14 protein-coding genes and 1 riboswitch are annotated in these 14728 nt (G+C 26.4%); of the genes, 8 read left to right on the plus strand and 6 right to left on the minus strand.

Features of this window, described 5'->3' with window-relative positions; translation table 11 throughout:
* Positions 1-4: 4 nt before the first annotated feature.
* The 6 genes from PWP28_RS00175 (at position 5) to PWP28_RS00200 (ending at position 5773) form a co-directional block, all read left to right on the plus strand.
* Complete coding sequence (locus tag PWP28_RS00175) at positions 5-802, plus strand: shikimate dehydrogenase (protein WP_109604035.1); 798 nt, start codon at positions 5-7, stop codon at positions 800-802.
* On the plus strand, positions 787-1473 hold the full coding sequence (locus PWP28_RS00180; protein WP_264150416.1) for a YjjG family noncanonical pyrimidine nucleotidase: 687 nt from the start codon (positions 787-789) through the stop codon (positions 1471-1473). The genes PWP28_RS00175 and PWP28_RS00180 overlap by 16 nt, the downstream gene beginning before the upstream one ends.
* A 70-nt stretch (positions 1474-1543) precedes the next feature.
* Positions 1544-2638 carry a chorismate synthase gene (gene aroC / locus PWP28_RS00185; protein ID WP_264150415.1) on the plus strand — a complete coding sequence of 365 codons (1095 nt, stop codon included), beginning with the start codon at positions 1544-1546 and terminating at the stop codon, positions 2636-2638.
* A complete protein-coding gene (locus PWP28_RS00190; RefSeq protein ID WP_109604038.1) occupies positions 2638-4122 on the plus strand; it encodes a shikimate kinase in 1485 nt (494 codons plus the stop codon). Before aroC ends, PWP28_RS00190 begins: the two co-directional genes overlap by 1 nt.
* The gene (gene aroQ / locus PWP28_RS00195) at positions 4119-4553 is read left to right on the plus strand and encodes a type II 3-dehydroquinate dehydratase (protein ID WP_109604039.1); all 435 of its coding nucleotides are present in this window, start codon (positions 4119-4121) and stop codon (positions 4551-4553) included. Before PWP28_RS00190 ends, aroQ begins: the two co-directional genes overlap by 4 nt.
* Positions 4553-5773: a U32 family peptidase gene (locus PWP28_RS00200; protein ID WP_305081762.1), complete on the plus strand. Its 1221-nt coding sequence runs from the start codon at positions 4553-4555 to the stop codon at positions 5771-5773. The genes aroQ and PWP28_RS00200 overlap by 1 nt, the downstream gene beginning before the upstream one ends.
* Positions 5774-5794: 21 nt before the next feature.
* Here PWP28_RS00200 and PWP28_RS00205 read toward each other — a convergent pair whose 3' ends face one another.
* From PWP28_RS00205 to PWP28_RS00215, 3 genes are all read right to left on the minus strand, one after another.
* Complete coding sequence (locus tag PWP28_RS00205; protein WP_109604041.1) at positions 5795-6325, minus strand: folate family ECF transporter S component; 531 nt, start codon at positions 6323-6325, stop codon at positions 5795-5797.
* Between the two features lie 75 nt (positions 6326-6400).
* Positions 6401-6499, minus strand: a riboswitch (THF riboswitch).
* 69 nt (positions 6500-6568) lie between these two features.
* Positions 6569-7723: an amidohydrolase gene (locus PWP28_RS00210; protein ID WP_109604042.1), complete on the minus strand. Its 1155-nt coding sequence runs from the start codon at positions 7721-7723 to the stop codon at positions 6569-6571.
* A 58-nt stretch (positions 7724-7781) separates the two neighbouring features.
* Positions 7782-8972: a mechanosensitive ion channel family protein gene (locus PWP28_RS00215; protein ID WP_109604043.1), complete on the minus strand. Its 1191-nt coding sequence runs from the start codon at positions 8970-8972 to the stop codon at positions 7782-7784.
* 467 nt (positions 8973-9439) lie between these two features.
* On the opposite strand from PWP28_RS00215, the gene PWP28_RS00220 reads away from it, so the two are divergent.
* Complete coding sequence (locus PWP28_RS00220; RefSeq protein ID WP_109604044.1) at positions 9440-11422, plus strand: sodium-translocating pyrophosphatase; 1983 nt, start codon at positions 9440-9442, stop codon at positions 11420-11422.
* A gap of 142 nt (positions 11423-11564) precedes the next feature.
* The gene (locus PWP28_RS00225; RefSeq protein WP_109604045.1) at positions 11565-12581 is read left to right on the plus strand and encodes a 6-phosphofructokinase; all 1017 of its coding nucleotides are present in this window, start codon (positions 11565-11567) and stop codon (positions 12579-12581) included.
* Between the two features lie 33 nt (positions 12582-12614).
* Here the strand turns inward: PWP28_RS00225 and PWP28_RS00230 are convergent, their stop codons facing one another.
* The 3 genes from PWP28_RS00230 to PWP28_RS00240 are packed head-to-tail and all read right to left on the minus strand — an operon-like array spanning position 12615 to position 14725.
* The gene (locus PWP28_RS00230; RefSeq protein ID WP_109604046.1) at positions 12615-13586 is read right to left on the minus strand and encodes an AI-2E family transporter; all 972 of its coding nucleotides are present in this window, start codon (positions 13584-13586) and stop codon (positions 12615-12617) included.
* Positions 13587-13599: 13 nt separating this feature from the next.
* Positions 13600-14148: a DUF4416 family protein gene (locus PWP28_RS00235; RefSeq protein WP_109604047.1), complete on the minus strand. Its 549-nt coding sequence runs from the start codon at positions 14146-14148 to the stop codon at positions 13600-13602.
* Positions 14135-14725, minus strand: coding sequence for a hypothetical protein (locus PWP28_RS00240; RefSeq protein WP_305081764.1), 591 nt, complete (start codon positions 14723-14725; stop codon positions 14135-14137). The genes PWP28_RS00235 and PWP28_RS00240 overlap by 14 nt, the downstream gene beginning before the upstream one ends.
* Between the last annotated feature and the right edge of the window lie 3 nt (positions 14726-14728).

The raw sequence follows: 14728 nt of genomic DNA on the forward strand, positions 1-14728 counted from the left end.
GAGGGTGATTAAAATTAAAAATAAATATAAATATGCTCTTATTCAATACCCAAAAAAACAGTCAATATCTTATAAAATTTTAAATGAATATTTTAAAATTATGAATTTCGATTGTGAATATTTTGATCTAAGCCTATCAAAAGATATATTTGAAAGGTATATAGCTAAGATATTAAATAAATCAGAAGGTTTAAATATAACAGTTCCTTATAAAGAAAAAATAATAGATTATATAGATCCTGATCAAGATGTGAAAAATATAAAAGCTTGTAATTTAGTATATAAAAATAAAGGTTATAACACAGATTGGATAGGTTTTTATGAAACAATAAAAGATTTTGACTTTAAAGATAAAAATATTTTGATTTTAGGTGCTGGAGGAGCTGCAAAAGCTATAATTTATGCTTTATATAAAAAAGGAATAAAAAATATAGATTTAATAAATAGGACTTATTCAAACTCTTGCATATTAAAAGAAGATATGAAACAATTTATAGATATAAACACATATAAAAAAGAAAAAATAAATGAAATAATTTTAAAAAATAATTTTTTAATAAACTGTACATCTGTTGGAATGTATGATCAAAGATTTGAATTTAATTATAATCTTTTAAGTAAATATAGTTTTATATATGACATAGTATATAAAGATACAGAACTTATAAAGTATGCAAATAATAAAAAAATAAATAATAAAAATGGTTTTGACATGTGGAAAAATCAAGCAATAGAAAACTTAAAAATATGGAAAATATATGATAATAAATTTGAAGGAGTGATCAAATGTTTGAAAACATAAAAATGGTACTGTTTGATTTAGATCATACTTTGTGGGATTTTGATAAAAATCATGAAATCGCCTTAAAAAATACATATGATAAATATATAAAGAAAGATATAAACTTCGATGAATTACATTTATATTATAATAAAATTAATCATAAACTTTGGGAAAAATATAGAAAAGAGCAAATAACTCAAGTTGAACTCAGAACTCAAAGATTTAAAATTGTTTTTGAACATTTTGATATAAAACTTGAAGATAAACTTAAAGAAATAGATGCTTTTTATCTCAATTCATTATCAGAACAAAAAGAAACGATAAATGGAAGCTTTGAGATAATAGATTATTTAAATAATAATTATGAAATAGGAATTTTGACGAATGGGTTCGAATCGACTCAACATAAAAAAATGAAAAGTTCAGGACTTGATAAACACTTTAATTTTATTATAACTTCTGATAAAGCAAATGCTTTAAAACCAAACAAAAAAATATTTGAATATACTGCTTCAAAAGCAGGACATGATATAAAAGATATAGTATATATTGGAGACGATTTTGAAAATGATATACTCGGGGCTTTAAATGCTAATATGAAAGCTATATGGTTTGATCTTTATAAAGAAGGTAAAAAAGATAATATAATAAGTGTTCAAAATTTAATAGAAATAAAAAATATACTTTAATACAGCTTTTAATTAAGCTGTATTTTTTTAAATAAATTTATTGTATAATAAATTTATGGTAGGTGATAATATGTTTAATATTGAAATAGCTGGAGATTCTCATGGGAAGTATATGATGGGTATTATAAAAGGAATCCCAGCTGGTATCAAATTAGATTTAAATTATATAAAAAAAGATTTAAAACTCAGAAAAAGTACTTATGGTAGAGGAAAAAGAATGAACCTTGAAGATGATGATATTTTAATCAATTCGGGAATTTATAATGATTTAACAACGGGAGCACCAATAAGTTTAATTATAGAAAACAAAGGGAAAAATACTGAAAATAAAGAACGTTTTATACCAAGGCCTGGTCATGGTGATTATACGGGATATAAAAAATATGGAATTAAAGATTTAAATATTTATACTGAAAGAAACTCTGCAAGATGGACAGTTATATTAACGGCAATAGGAAGTATATGTAGACAGATACTTGAACTTTTTGATATAAAAATATCTGGATATACAAAGTCGATAGGTTATTTAGAGGATAAAAAAGAATATAGTTTTGAAGAAATAGAAGATTATTCAAAGAATAATCTTTATATATTAGATGAAGAATTTTATGAAAAAGCTATAAAATATATAGATGAGATAAAAGAAGAAAAAGATTCAATCGGTGGGAAAGTAAAAATAATATCAAAAAATGTAATTCCTGGGCTTGGAAGCTATTCAGATTACTTTAATAAAATAGATTCTAAAATAGGAAAATATTTCATGTCGATTCCTTCAGTAAAAGGTGTTTTGATTGGAAAAGACAAGTTTAAAGAACTTGGAAGTGATTATAATGATGAATTTATTTTTAAAAATGAAAAAATATCAAGAAAAAGTAATAATGTTGGTGGTATAGAAGCTGGATTAACAAATGGAGAAGAAATAGAAGTTGAACTATTTTTAAAACCTATTCCTACAATACTTAAAAATATGAATTCTGTAAATTTAAAAAGTTTAAAAAATGAAAAAACTTCTTATATAAGATCTGATAATGTTATTGTATCTTCTATGGTTCCTATAGGAATATCAACTATGAGTATTATAATATTAGAAGAAATATTTAATAATTTTGGAGATGATAATATAGAATTTATTAAAAATAGATATTTTGAAAAGAAGGGATTTTAATGGCTTTTTTTATAGTAGGCATGATGGGTTCAGGAAAAACTACTATTGGTAAAAAAATATCTAAAATATTAAATATGAAGTTTATAGATATGGACTCTTATATAGAAGCACTTGAATCTAAGAGCATAAGAGATATTTTTAATGAAAAAGGAGAAATATATTTTAGAACACTTGAAACAAAAACCTTAAATCTTTTGAAAGATAAAGAAATAATAGTTTCATGTGGTGGTGGAGTCATTTTAAAAAAAGAAAATAGAGAAATATTGAAAAAATATAAAACAGTTTTTTTAGATACAGATCTCCAACTGATAAAAAATAGAATGAATTCTAAAGAAGAAATAGAAAAAAGACCTCTTTTAAAAAAAGAAAGTATAGAAAATATTTTTGAAAAAAGAAAAAACTATTATAATAAATTTAAAACTTTCAAATATGATATTAAAACTGAAGATAATTATATAATTTCAAGAATTATAAGGTATTTTTTAGATGAAAATCAAATTATTTCAGAAGATAACTCTATACAAAATTATAAAATAATTCTCAATTATAAAGTCGAAGAACTTGAAGATACTTTTATAATGAGCGAAAAAGTTAATCAAATTTATGGCAAAAAAATATCAAAAAAAATAATATTAGAAAATGGTGAAAAATCTAAAAGTATAGAAAATTTTCAAAAGATAATGAATTATTTAGTGGAAAAATCTAAAAATAGATCACATACCCTTGTGGGATTTGGTGGAGGTACTATAACAGACATAACAGGTTATTCTGCATCTGTTTATAAAAGAGGCATGAAATTGAAATTAATTCCAACTACTTTATTGTCTCAAGTTGATGCAGCAATAGGAGGTAAGAATGGTATAGATTATAAGGGTTATAAAAATATAATAGGTACATTCAAATATCCAGAAATTACAATCATTGATCCTCTTTTTATTTTAACTCTCGATGAATCAGATTATATACAAGGTTTAGTAGAAGCTTTTAAAATAAATCTTTTATCTGGAGAAGGATTTGAAATATTTGAAAAAGAATATGAAAATATTTTAAATAGAAATATAAATTCTGTTTTAAAGATTATAAATAATAGTATAAAACAAAAAATAAATATTGTAAAAAAGGATTTTGAAGATAAAGGAATAAGGAATATTTTGAACTATGGACATACTCTTGGCCATGCTTTTGAGTCCATAACGGGGAAACCTCATGGTTTATCTGTTGCATGGGGTATTAGAAAAGAAAATGAAATTCTTAAAAAAAAGGGTATAATGGATGATCATACTTTTTATTATATAGATAGAATTCTCATAAAAATTGTTGGAGAAGAACTATTAAATATAAATATAGAAAGCAAAAATCTAAAAGATTTTATAATAAATGATAAAAAAATAAATAGAAATAAAATAAATTTAATTTCTATAATTAAACCTGGAAGTTATGAGCTATTAAATATAGATTTAAAAGATTTTTTGGAGATGATATGATGATTTTAATTATAAATGGACCAAATTTAAACATGCTTGGAAAGAGAAATAAAAATATATATGGTATAAATACGTATGAAGAATTATTTGAAAGTTTAAAAATATGGGGATTAAAAAATGAAATCAAATTAGAAATATTTCAAACAAATCATGAAGGAAAAATAATAGATAGAATTCAGAAAGATGATTTTCAAGCTCTTATAATAAATGCAGGAGCTTATTCTCATTATTCTTATGCCATATCTGATGCATTAGAAATAATAAAGAAAATCAAAATAGAAGTACATATTTCGAATATATATGCCAGAGAAGAATTTAGACATAATTCTGTTATATCAAAAAATTGTAATGGAGTTATATCTGGAATGGGTTTTGATGGCTATTTTATGGCTCTTGACCATATAAAAAAAGTTTTGAAAGGAGATTTTTAATGAAAAAAATAGAACTTTTATCACCAGCTGGAAATTATGAAAAACTTGAAATGGTTTATAATTACGGAGCAGATGCTGCATACATAGGAGGTAAGTTATTTAATTTGAGAGCTTTTGCTGATAATTTCAATGATGATGAACTTGAAAAAGCTGTAGATCTTGCACATAAATTAAATAAAAAAATATATATAACCTTAAATGTAATACCTCATAATGAAGATCTCAAAATTATGCCAGATTACATAAAATATTTAGATTCTTTGAATATAGATGGAGTAATAGTTGCAGATATGGGAGTTTTTCAAATAGTAAAAGAGAATTCTGATATTCCAGTAAATATTAGTACACAGGCAAGTAATACAAATTGGGCAAGTGTCAAAATGTGGAAAGAACTTGGAGCAAAAAGAGTTATATTAGCCCGTGAAGTTTCAATAGATGAAATAAAACAAATAAAAGATAAAGTACCAGATATAGAATTAGAAGCTTTTGTCCATGGTGCAATGTGTATGTCAATATCAGGAAGATGCTTATTAAGCAATTATTTAACAGGAAGAGATGCTAATAGAGGTGCTTGTGCACAGCCATGTAGATGGAAATATTATTTAATGGAAGAAACAAGACCTGGAGAATACATGCCTATAACTGAAGATGAAAATGGAACATATATAATGAATTCGAAAGATCTATGCACAATTGAGTTCTTAGATAAAATGATAGAATCAGGACTTGACAGTTTAAAAATAGAAGGAAGAATGAAAGGTATATATTATGCAGCCACAACAACAAAAATTTATAGGCAAGCTATAGATAAATATTACTCAGGAAATTGGAATTTTGAACAAAAATGGTTAGATGATTTAATGACTATAAGTCATAGAAATTATACATCAGGTTTTTATTTTAAAAAACCTGGAACAAAAGATCATAACTATGATTCATCCAGTTATAAACACACACATAAATTAGTTGGTAAAGTGATAAAAGATCTTGGAAATGATCATTACTTAATAGAAATAAGAAATAAATTATCAGTGGGAGATCAAGTGGACATAATAAAACCATTAGGAGATCCTATACCTATTAAATTTCCTAAAATGCAAGATAATAAAAATGGTGAAAATATAGATACAGCTAATCCAAATACCATTGCAAAAATAAAATCAGATATTAAATTATATGAAAAAGATATAATCAGAAAAAAAATAAAAAAGGTTCAATGAGAAATCATTGAACCTTTTTTGTCAATAATTTAAAGAAAATTTTAAAGCTCTATCTTGAAGAACTTTTGTTAACCAAGCATATAATGGAACATGTATAGCCTGTCCTACTATTCTTGGAATTACAGTTACTGTCATAGGTACATTGAATAAAATTTCTATGAATAAAGGAACTAAAATTATAGAAGTAGCGATTTGTCCTATTGCTATCGAAAACATTAATGTGAAAAAATTTTTTTTGTTTTTAAAAATATGAACATAAAAAATTCCTGGAATTACTCCGGTTAGTATAGAAGTCATAACAAATTGAGGCATAAATGGTCCCATAGGATTTATCAAATAACCCATTATATCTGCAACACCACCAACAATTCCTCCCATTACAGGACCGAATATTAACCCTGCAAATATTATAGGAAATCCTCCAAATCCAATTCTAACTCCTTCTATAGAACCAATAGCTATTCTTATACTCAAAATTCTTGTCAACACGATAGAAAGTGCTATTAGTATGGCAGCATAAACAACTTTTCTGGAAGATTTTAATTTTACCATGTTTCACCTCCTTTTCTCAGCTATTAGGCAGATTACTCCCACCAAAGCTAAAGAAAAGGATATCTCTACTTTGGTGACAGCGGACGCGATGTCGAACCGCAGCCATTTAAGGGCATTTCGTCACAGGGCAACGTCCCATCCCTGAGCACTAAAACGCATGACATCTACTCTGCCACGAATAAGATAATTCTATCATAAAATGAAAAAAATTTCATAAATTAAATTGTAAATCTTATATTAATTTTATAATGAAAAAACTTGTTTTCCTTCTATAAATACTTTTTCTGCTTTTGCTTTTAAATCGAATGGATGATTTGACCATAAAACTATATCTGCTTTTTTACCTTCCTTTAGTGAGCCCACTTCATCATCAATTTTGAGAATTTTTGCAGGATTTATGGTTAACATTTTTAAAACATCATCTTCTTTTGCACCATATCTCATAGCTAATCCAGCATTTATATTAGCATGTTCAAGATGAATAACTGGATGGTCACACATCATGGCACAAAGTACATTATGATCATTAAGAATTCTTACAGAATCATAAGTAGCATCTTTTAATTCTAATTTTGTTCTAAAGCCAAATATAGGACCTAATATCAAAGGAACGTTTTTTTTGCTAATAAATTCTGGTATTTTATAAGCTTCAGTAGCATGTTCAATTATAAGGTCAAAATCAAATTCTTCAGATAATCTTATAGCTGTTACAATATCATCTTTTCTATGTGCGTGAATTCTTGCTGGAATTTCTTTATTTAATACTTTTTCACCTATTTCAAATTTTATGTCTATATCAAAATCTTTATCTTCTTTTAAAGCTTTATTTTTATTTTTCATATAATTTTTTACTTTTATAAAATATTCTCTTATCAAAGCAGCATTTCCAAGTCTTGTAGAAGGCATTTTTCCTTTTGAATCATAAACTCTTTTTGGATTTTCGCCTAAAGCCATTTTTAAACCGGAAGGTTGCTTTATTATCATTTCATCTAATATATTTGATTTGAACTTTAAAATAGCCCCTTGGCCACCTATTAAATTGGCACTTCCTGGTACTACATTTACAGTAGTTACTCCCCCAGCTAAGGCTCTTTTTATCGCGGCATCATCCGTTATAAAAGCATCGATAGTTCTAACTTGAGGTGTTATAGGATCTGTCATTTCATTTCCATCTTGATGTGCTCCTTCTCCAACTCCTTCTTCAAAAACGCCAATATGAGAATGTGCGTCTATAAAACCTGGAAGTAAAAACTTATTTTCTGCATCTATTATTTCATCGGCAGAATCTTTTATTTCTTTTGAAATCTTTTTTATTATATCATTTTCAATGAGAAGATCTCCTTTAAAAGGCTCTTTTTCAATAGTTACAATTGTAGCATTTTTAAATAATATTTTCATAATAATTCCCCCTTGAATAAAGTTAAAATAAATATAATGAAATTATATCAAATTAAAGTTAGTTTGACAAACTAATATTTTTAAAATTATCATAAGAAGGTAATTGATATATTTTCAATTCAAAAGCTTCAATTACAGAGTATATATATTCAAAAAGTTCAGATTGCACACCTTCATATTCTACCCAAGATTTTTCTTTAGAAAAAACATAGATTTCTAAAGGTAACCCATGTTCAGTGTAATCAAGATGTCTTACAATATATGTCATTTTAGTGTTGAATTTATTGTTATTTTCAATATAATAAACTAAGTATTTTCTAAATAGTGTCAAATTACTAATATGTTTTATTTCCATACTTTTAAGAAAATTATTTAAGAAATCACTCAAATAATTTTTAGACTTCAAATTATCTATCTTATCTTTATCAAATAATTTTATACTCTCAAAATCTATATAAATACAACGTTTAATTCTTCTTCCACCGGATTGTTCCATACCTTTCCAATTTTTAAAAGAACTGTTAATCAATGCCCAAGTAGGAATATAAACAAGAGTTTTATCCCAATTTTGAACTTTAATAGTATTTAATGTCATTTCAATTACATTACCATCAGCACCATATTCGTTCATAGAGATCCAATCACCTTTTCTAATCATTTTATTAGCTGTTAATTGAACATGGGCAGATAGTGAAAGAAGTGTATCTTTAAAAATAACAAGTAAGACCGCTGTCAAAGCACCTATACCACTTAATAAATAAGTAAAATTTTTATTTATAAGTATTCCAAGAACAAGTATTCCACCTAGAGAAAATAATACTATTTGAATTAATTGAATAAATCCTTTTATAGGACGATACTTTTTAGAATCTGATTCATATATATCAGATATAGTTCTCAGTATTCCATTTATTGTAAATATTATACTTAAAACTATATAAGAAATTGCAAACCTTTTAAAACCTTCATTGAATACCGAAAAAGTAGATGAAAATGAAAGAATAACAATTGCAGGGGCAATATGTCCTAAAGAATGAAATACTTTTTTCCTAAATAAAATATCATCCCATTTGAACTTGGATTTTTGAATTATTTTTTCTAATATTTTCATAATATATTTATTAGTTATTAAATAAGCAATATATGAAAATATTAGCATAATACCAAATACTATAATATTACTTAAAAATCCAGAAAGATTTTCAGATAATTTATAGCTCAATAAAAAATCATTTATCAAAGAAAACATCTTATCAACCTCCAAATTAATTTTATCAAATATATAATATATAAATATTAAAGTTTTTTTAATGTATTTGATTTTAATTTTATATAAACTATTTTCAAATAAAAATTTACGATTATAATTATTTTGCTTTATTATGGTAAAATAATATATGCTTTAAGTAAATATGAGAGTTGATTCATCACAAAAAGTAATTAAAATTTAATTTTTGTTTATTTTTAAAATGTATACATCTTAAAGTCAGAATTTAAGAGTAATATCAAAAAAATGTCATATTTTTTTACAAAATTTGACTTGAATTTATTTTTATTTATGATAAAATTAGAAGTCCCTATAAAAGCTATGAGTTAGAATATATATTTGTTCTTTTTTTCTCTTTTTCAAAAAATATATACAATCTATATTTGTAAAAAAAACATTAATTTAATATAAAGAATAATATTAAAAAATAAAAAATAGGAGGTATTCTTATGGGTGCTATTTTTCAACTGGCCGGAATAATTGCCGGAGCCTTAGGAATAATTTTTACAGTATTTTTAACTTTTAGAGTTTTGGAAAGAGATCCTGGAAATGAAAAAATGAAAAAAATATCTGAAGCTATACAAATAGGTGCAAAAGCCTTTTTAATTTCTGAATATAAAATATTATACATAATTGTTATAGCATTTTCTTTATTTTTAGGTTTTTCAAATTCTTGGGAGATGGCTGTAGCATTTATTTTTGGTGCAACATTATCGGTATTATCGGGTTTTTTTGGTATGAATATTGCTACAAAAGCTAATACAAGAACAGCTCAATCTGCAACAAAATCTTTATCTAAAGCATTAAAAGTTGCATTTAATGGTGGAGCTGTTATGGGAATGACTGTAGCATCATTGGGACTTTTTGGTTTAGGCGTTGTTTTCTTTTTAACCAATGGAAATACTGTAGTTATGAGTGGATATGCTATGGGAGCATCTTTTGTTGCACTTTTTGCCAGAGTTGGCGGAGGTATTTTTACAAAAGCAGCAGATGTTGGTGCAGATTTGGTTGGTAAAACAGAGGCTAATATACCAGAAGATGATCCAAGAAATCCAGCTACAATTGCAGATAATGTTGGCGATAATGTTGGAGACGTTGCTGGAATGGGTGCTGATCTATATGAATCTTATGTAGGTTCAATTTATTCAGCTTCTGCTTTGGGAGCTTTAACTTTCTCAGCTAAAGGTGCTGTTTTTCCATTTTTAATAGCATCTTTTGGAATTATTTCAGCAATAATCGGTATTCTTTTTGTTAATCTTAAAGTTAAAGAAAATGATTCTATAGATCCTTCTAAAATGCTTCATGGAGGAACTTATATTGCTAATATAATGGAACTCATAGCTGTATTTATTTTATCCAAAGTTATTTTAGGATCTTATAAAGCGGCCATTGTAATAACATTAGGTATGGTGGTAGGAATCTTAATAGGTGGTATAACTGAATATTATACAGCTAAAAAACCTGTTATAAAACTTGCAAAAACAGCGACATCAGGTTCTGCACCTTTGCTCATAAATGGGATGGCATTAGGTATGGAATCTACAGCTATTCCTGTGATATTAATATCTATTGCTACAATTGTATCTTTTAATATATTAGGCCTTTTTGGAATAGCTCTTGCAGCTGTTGGTATGCTTGCTACTCTTGGAATAACTCTTGCAATAGATGCTTATGGACCTATTGCAGATAATGCTGGTGGTATAGCAGAAATGGCAGGATTGGATCCAGAAGTTAGAAAAAGAACAGATAAGCTTGATTCAGTTGGTAATACAACAGCTGCTATAGGAAAAGGTTTTGCAATAGGTTCTGCAACATTAACCGCTTTAGCTTTATTTTCCACATATATCCAAGTGGCTAATGTATCAATAGTAGATTTAAATGATTCGAATGTTTTTGTTGGTGCTTTAATAGGGGCAATGCTTCCATTTTTATTTTCATCTCTTGCTATGAAGGCAGTTGGAGACTCTGCTAATATAATGGTTATAGAGGTTAGAAGACAATTCAAAGAAATTCCAGGTTTAATGGATGGAAAAGCTGAACCTGATTATGCAAAATGTGTTGAAATTGCAACTAAAGGGGCATTAAAAAAGATGACATTGCCTTCATTACTTGCGGTGCTTTCTCCTGTAATAATTTATTTTCTTTTAGGAAAAGTAGCTGTTGCTGGAACATTAGCTGGTACAACAGTAGCTGGAGTTATGCTCGCAATATTTATGTCAAATGCAGGTGGTGCTTGGGATAATGCAAAGAAATATATTGAAACTGGAGAATTTGGTGGAAAAGGCTCGATGTCTCATAAAGCTTCTGTCATAGGAGATACAGTGGGTGATCCATTTAAAGATACAGCCGGACCAGCTATAAATATACTTATAAAATTAATGTCAATCGTTTCTATAGTAATAATCCCAATTCTTATTAAGTTTTTTGAGTAAAGCCATTTAAATGAGAAGTAAATAATTATATTTACTTCTCATTCTATTTAATGCTATATATTTTATTTTTGCTAATATTGATTTTTCGTGATAAAATGATAATATGAGATGCTTTTTAAAAAAGTTATAGGAGGGATTTAATATGAAAAGAGTAGCTGTCCTAAATGTTGGAGGCGATTGTCCCGGTCTTAATGCGGTAATAAGAGCGTTAATAGTAAAAGGTGCACATGAAAATATAGAAGTTATTGGAGTTTATGATGGTTTTAATGGTCTTGTTAATGATAAAATGTTTATTATGACCAAAGAACATGTTTCAGGTAGACTTCCAGAAGGTGGTATAATTTTAGGTTCTTCTAAGTTTGATCCTACAAATAATCCAGAAGATTTAAAAAAACTAAAAGAAAATGTAGAAAGATATCAAATAACATCTCTCATATTATTAACAGGTCATACAGGATCAAGAATATCTTTAAAATTGAAAGATGAAGGTATACCTTGTTTAATAATTCCAGCAACTATAGATAATGACCTTGTTTGGAGTGATTTAAGTATAGGTTTTTTAACGGCACTTCAAACTGTTACAGATTCTTTGGATTCACTTCACTCTACTGCAAGTGCTGGTCATAGAGTAATTGTTGTTGAAGTTGGTGGAGATGAATCTGGTTGGTTGGCAACTATAGGTGGAATGGCTGGAGGTGCTGACTATATAGTTACTCCAGAAATAACTCCAGAACCTGAGGATATTCTTTTAAATATTAAAAGAAGATATGAAGTCGGTAAAAAATTTTCTATAATAGTTGTTGAAGAAAGAAGTAAACTTACAGACGAAATTTTAAAAGTTGCAAGTAATATATCACCAAATATAATATCAAAAGCTGAAATAGTTGCTGAATATATAAAAGAAAAGATGGGTGATCAAATAGATGTAAGAACTGTAAATCTTGGTTATTTACAGAGAGGTGGATCTCCTGTATCATTTGATAGATTCTTAGCTTTTAAATTCGGATTTTCAGCTATAGAATGTATAAAAAAAGGAAAGTCTAACATAGCTTTAGGCTTAAAGGGATTTGAAATTTTAGAAGAACCTTTAAGTGAAAAAGTAACTCATAATAAAGCTGTTAAAGAAAATATATATGAAATGGCAAAACTATTCTTTTAAATAAAAATGAGACTGTAAATAAAAATTACAGTCTCATTTTTTTATCATGAAAAATCTCCAAAAATTTCTTATATATATTATGGTTGGAATTGCTATAAAAATACCGGCAAGTTGAAACAGTTGTCCGAATAACAATATTGCAACTAATATTATATACCAATGTATTTTTAAAGAACTACTTTGAATTTTAGGCGCTATAAACCATATTTCAGCTTGGTTTACAACTACAAGAATAGCTATTACAATGATAATTCCTTTCACACCATGTGTTGCAAAACCCAACATTAACATAGGAATTGCAGCTATGACAACACCAAGATAAGGTATAAAATTTGTAATCCAAGCTAAAACTCCAATAAAAAAAGCTCCAGGAATTTTAAATATATAAGCTCCTAAACCAACTAATAATCCAATAATTAAAGCATCTAAAGCTTGTCCTTTTATGAAAGTCTCAAAATCAGTTATAGTTTTTTTCATAAAATTTATACCATTTAAAGTATCTACTGGATATAATTTCCAAAGATTATTATTTACTCTTCTTTTCAAAGTTCCCATAATAACGGTAGTGATTATTATTATTACAGATCCAGCTACTAATGAAGGTATAGAAGTTACTATATTATTTAATATATTCAAACTGAAAGATGTTATTGTAGATTTAAATTCATTTAAAAATTGAAAAAACTCATCTGGAATTTCTAATGTAGTTTCTTGTGAAGAAAAATCTACGCCAGAAAGATTTTCAAATATTATTTTTCCTTGATTTATTATCACTGGAAAAAAATTAGATATAGCATATACTACGGCAGATATTACCAATGTATAGGATATTATTTTAGCTAAAACAGGGTTTATTTTTTTAGATAAAATTTTTTCTGGTTCTTCAATTATGGTTGCAAAATATACTCCAAGTATCATTGCAAGCATTATCGTAGGTGCTAATTTGAATAAAATTAAAATTATACCAAAATAGATCAAACTTAATTTTCCAGCTCCAGATATCATAAATTTCACCCACTCATAGTTTTTTTCTTTTTTTCATATATAAATCTCTTATAAGACTTAACTCAGCTTTATAAACAGGATCTTTAAAGTTAGCATAAGAAAATTCTAAATCTTTCCATTCTCCGTAATTGTACATTAAAGTTATTTCAGCATAAATACCTTTTCCAATATATAATCTATTTCCCCAATGTTTTGTACTTGCAAGTACAAACTGAGTGTGATGAACATAACCAATATCAATATTTACCTTTCTTCTGCCATCTATTGAATGTTTTGATTCAATTTTATTAGATAATATTTTTGCATCTGCAAGAAATGAAGGTGAACCAAGATTTTTAAAACTTATCATTCTTCCTTCTATTTTTATATTTTCACCCATTTCCTTATTATAGTATGTTGTGAATCTTTGAAAATCTATAGGTTTAGATATATAATCTATTTCGCCAAAAATGTCTTCAAGTTCTTTAATTATTCCATATTCGTATAACCAAAAATCTGAATTTCCTGCAGTGAAAACATGCACTGTATAATTTACAAGATCAGCTTTTTTAATTTTCCCCATCTGTTAACACCACCTCAAAATCATCTAATTTAATATTGTATTCATCAAAAGGAGATTTTATTTTTACAGTTCCAGTGTTATTTAATATTTTTATTTTTTTATTTTTTTCAAGAATAATATTTTTATATTCATTAGGTTTAAGTTCTATGTCTTCTACTACTATTGTATTTGAAGATAAATTTTGTATGTTTATACTTATATTATTTTTAGATATTATATTTTGATAAAACATCATTTCACCATATATTTTGTATATATATATGCAAGTTATTAAAGAAAAAGTAATGAGAATTAGAATAAAAAAATTCTTTTTATTTTTAGAAAGAAATTTAATATCTTTTTTTTCTTTTTTTAGTTTTTCAGATTCTTCTGGAAAAAAAAGGATATTTTCATCCAGTATTATATTTAATCTACTGCATATATCATCTATTTGAACCTTGCTATATCCATCTAATTTATTATTTATAAAATCTTGAAGCATATAAGCAGGCATTTTTAATTCTTTTGATAAACTTTCAAAAGAAAAATCTGAATTATCTATTAATTTTTTTAAGTCTTTATTGAATGTTCCTTTCATTAT

Source organism: Oceanotoga sp., assembly GCF_030445905.1.
Classification (GTDB): domain Bacteria; phylum Thermotogota; class Thermotogae; order Petrotogales; family Petrotogaceae; genus Oceanotoga; species Oceanotoga teriensis.

What these genes read in the sequence shown, in the direction of transcription:
- PWP28_RS00235 (WP_109604047.1), bottom strand. Translation starts at nt 14,148, where the DNA reads ATGGGGAAAATTAAAAAAGCTGATCTTGTAAATTATACAGTGCATGTT.
- aroQ (WP_109604039.1), top strand. Translation starts at nt 4,119, where the DNA reads ATGATGATTTTAATTATAAATGGACCAAATTTAAACATGCTTGGAAAG.
- PWP28_RS00230 (WP_109604046.1), bottom strand. Translation starts at nt 13,586, where the DNA reads ATGATATCTGGAGCTGGAAAATTAAGTTTGATCTATTTTGGTATAATT.
- PWP28_RS00190 (WP_109604038.1), top strand. Translation starts at nt 2,638, where the DNA reads ATGGCTTTTTTTATAGTAGGCATGATGGGTTCAGGAAAAACTACTATT.
- PWP28_RS00210 (WP_109604042.1), bottom strand. Translation starts at nt 7,723, where the DNA reads ATGAAAATATTATTTAAAAATGCTACAATTGTAACTATTGAAAAAGAG.
- PWP28_RS00240 (WP_305081764.1), bottom strand. Translation starts at nt 14,725, where the DNA reads ATGAAAGGAACATTCAATAAAGACTTAAAAAAATTAATAGATAATTCA.
- aroC (WP_264150415.1), top strand. Translation starts at nt 1,544, where the DNA reads ATGTTTAATATTGAAATAGCTGGAGATTCTCATGGGAAGTATATGATG.
- PWP28_RS00180 (WP_264150416.1), top strand. Translation starts at nt 787, where the DNA reads ATGTTTGAAAACATAAAAATGGTACTGTTTGATTTAGATCATACTTTG.
- PWP28_RS00220 (WP_109604044.1), top strand. Translation starts at nt 9,440, where the DNA reads ATGGGTGCTATTTTTCAACTGGCCGGAATAATTGCCGGAGCCTTAGGA.
- PWP28_RS00215 (WP_109604043.1), bottom strand. Translation starts at nt 8,972, where the DNA reads ATGTTTTCTTTGATAAATGATTTTTTATTGAGCTATAAATTATCTGAA.
- PWP28_RS00225 (WP_109604045.1), top strand. Translation starts at nt 11,565, where the DNA reads ATGAAAAGAGTAGCTGTCCTAAATGTTGGAGGCGATTGTCCCGGTCTT.
- PWP28_RS00205 (WP_109604041.1), bottom strand. Translation starts at nt 6,325, where the DNA reads ATGGTAAAATTAAAATCTTCCAGAAAAGTTGTTTATGCTGCCATACTA.
- PWP28_RS00200 (WP_305081762.1), top strand. Translation starts at nt 4,553, where the DNA reads ATGAAAAAAATAGAACTTTTATCACCAGCTGGAAATTATGAAAAACTT.